Origin of the sequence: Pseudomonas sp. AP19 (genome assembly GCF_001728855.1) — a bacterium.
Lineage (GTDB): Bacteria > Pseudomonadota > Gammaproteobacteria > Pseudomonadales > Pseudomonadaceae > Aquipseudomonas > Aquipseudomonas fluorescens.
In genome coordinates this window covers 1-2,942 of the sequence record NZ_LXJP01000123.1, presented here as the reverse complement: position 1 = coordinate 2,942, position 2,942 = coordinate 1, and the positions used below count along the sequence as shown (strand labels likewise).

General features: G+C 50.4%; 2 protein-coding genes and 1 pseudogene. All 3 read left to right on the top strand.

The window, feature by feature from the left end; all coding sequences use genetic code 11:
* Nucleotides 1–1,871 (top strand): DUF637 domain-containing protein (locus A7D21_RS33835; protein WP_171902674.1); only part of this gene is annotated, 1,871 nt, incomplete at its 5' end.
* A gap of 2 nt (nucleotides 1,872–1,873) precedes the next feature.
* Nucleotides 1,874–2,428, top strand: coding sequence for a hypothetical protein (locus tag A7D21_RS33830; protein WP_069553838.1), 555 nt, complete (start codon nucleotides 1,874–1,876; stop codon nucleotides 2,426–2,428).
* 133 nt (nucleotides 2,429–2,561) lie between these two features.
* Nucleotides 2,562–2,930: pseudogene (locus tag A7D21_RS35045) on the top strand (IS4 family transposase); the annotation flags it as partial.
* Between the last annotated feature and the right edge of the window lie 12 nt (nucleotides 2,931–2,942).

Sequence of the window (2,942 nt, the reverse complement as noted above, 5' to 3'; positions counted from 1 at the left end):
GTGACCTTGCGTGGAACAGTGCCAAAGGTAAGGGTAATACAGACGAGACGCTGCGCCAGACTCAAATGGTTGCGCAGGGGAAAGTAGCCATCCAGGCAGTGGATGGTCTGAAGATTGATATCAAGAAAATCGACCAGCACTCCGTCAGCGAGACCATCGACGTGATGGTCAAGGCAGATCCGCAGCTTGCTTGGCTAAAAGACGCTGAGAAGCGTGGGGATGTGGACTGGCGGCAAGTGCAGGAAATGCATGACTCGTTCAAGTACAGCCATTCCGGGCTTGGGCAGGGCGCGATGCTGGCGATTATTATCATCGTGACGGCATTGACTGCGGGAGCTGGGAGCGTGATGGCTGGCGGCGCCGCGGGCGCCACGGCCGGGTCCGGTACTGCCATGGCGGCAGGAGGGATCTCCACTGTCGGGGCAACTGCGGGCACGTTCGTTGGTGCCGGTTGGGGAAATCTTGCAGCAACAGCCGTGATTGGTTCGGCAACCAGCGGCGCAGTGATCAGCGCGATAAACAATAAGGGAAACCTGGGTGCCGTTGTTAAGGATGTGACATCCAGTCAAGCGCTGAAGGGTTACGTTGTTTCAGGCATCAGTGGCGGGTATGTGCCAGATAGCCTAGGCACTCAACTCGCCGTACGCTCTGCTCTGAATACAGTGGCTAACGGTGGGAAATTTAAAGATAACGTCGTGCAGGCCGCAATCGGGATGGCGGCAGATGGCTTGAGCGGAGCCATTTATAACAAGGTAGGTGATGCACTTCTTGGAACTAACCTCTCCACAAAAGTAGCGGTACACGCCATTGTCGGCGGATTGATTGGCGAGGCGGCGGGTGGAGATTTCCGCACCGCTGCTTTGGCCGCGGGTGCTAACGAAGCGCTGATTAGCTTGGTTGGTGACAAGATTTTCCCTGGAGACCAGCATGAACGCCTATTGGCGATGACGTCTCAGTTGGTGGGGATGACGGTCGCAGCGGCTGCAGGTGGTGACGAAAAGGCTCAGGAAAAGGCCGCGTGGGTAGCCCAACAGGCCACTGTATATAACAACCTCAAGCATGCTGAGGCTGAAGGTCTGCTTAAGGAAATCAAGGATTGCCGTGCAACGAAGACCTGCGGCGAAGACAAGCTTAAAGGCATTCTGGGTAAATACGAGAAACTGTCTGCTGAAAATTCCGACCCCATCAAGTCATGCAAGACGCGCAGTTGCGTAGACGATATCGTCAATAGCTCTATTCGAATGGACGATCCGGTTGCCCAGGAGCTGCTGAAGTTACTGCGACAAACCACCTATGATGTGCCTGGCTTGCTGCAAGGTAACCCTGGCGAGCCCATGTCGCTGTCCCCGAACCCGAGTGGGTGGGGAGATATGTTTGCGATGGACAAACAGGTAGCGTTTGCCAAGAGCCTGAAAGAGGGTTGGCTGACGCCGCAGGAAGCTGCCGATCTTGATCGTTGGAACGCTTCCACCACTTGGGTGGATCGGATGTATGGGCATAAGCTGGAGCCGGGTGAGAAAGCTAATATTCTTACTGGTCTGGGTGTGGCCGGTGCGATGGCGTTAGTGGGAAGATCGGCTGCTGGGTCTTCAAGCCCAAAAGCTACACTGATTGAATTTTTACCGAAGGCTACCCGAAATAGTGCGGGGCAGATTGAGGCAAATATTAGTCAGGGAAGTGCTATGAAAACACTTGAATCTAGTGGCTACAAGAAAACGTTTTCTAAGGATGGCTCAGTCACTGTGCTAACTAACGGTGATAAAACATATCGATTTTATCCATCTTCAACGTCCACCGGGCAGCCTTCAGCGTCATTAAGTATGGAAGGCATAAAAAAACCAATCGTAAAAATTAGATTTTCAGGGAAATAGTTATGGCGGTTTTGAAAATTGAAGGTTTGGAATTGTCTCTATTTCTCGACAAATTGTCAGGTGTCGTTGATTTCGATAAAGACTTACCGAAGAATATCTATTTTGCGGAAAATCTGTCATTTTGGTTTTTTGAGCGACCGCTGCTTGATTTTCATGAGCTTTTTTTGGGGTTGATTTCTGAAAGCCTTTGTAGTTTTGAATCGGATGTCTTTATAAAGTTTTCAGGAGGCGAACAGTTAGCTGGTTCCTGCTTCTCTATTGGTGGAAGTGATGCGGGTAAAGACGCTTGCTGGATAACTAAAGGGTTCGAAGATTTTTTTAAAGGTACTGTTGGGTATCCGATTATTATATGTAATGGGAGATTTGATTGGCTTGCGTATGAAAGCGCGAACGAAGAGTATGGCGTTATTGCTTTGAGGGGTGTAGATCGAAAAACAAGACTCTATAATTATTTAAATGCTAATTTCATTTCCTTGGATGAGTTAGCTGAGTTGGAAGCTGGTTCCTTGGCAGAAAGTGTAATTGCAAAAGCGTTGATTTCCTCGTATCGCCGTTAGTTTGGAAAAATGGGGTCAGACCCTGAGGAACCCCCGATTTTTCTTACGAAAAATCAAGAAGTTGGAATTATTGAAGAAGCCTGCATGAGTCGGCAACTTGGTTTGCACCACACAAAAACAAGATCCCCGACCCATGCAAGCCATCCGATTTTTACACAGAGCGCTCGCTCAAGCACTGCCTTCAATCCATTCTCGTCGCCTGACAACACTGATGAGTTGTGTCAGTTCGTTACTGCAAGGCCGCCGCTTGACGCTGACAGCGCTCGGACGTTTTATGCCAGGTCAGGCGTACCCCAAACATGCGATAAAGCGGGTTGATCGGTTGCTGGGCAATCAACACCTCAGAGCAGAGCGCCCGCTGTTCTACTGGGTGATCCTGCGGGCGTTGCTAGGGTCGATGAAGCATCCATTAATCTTGGTCGACTGGTCCCGAATTGATGCTCCCGGCAACGCGTTTTTGTTGAGAGCCGCGATACCGCTGGCGGGGCGCTCATTTCCTATTTAAAAGAAAAAC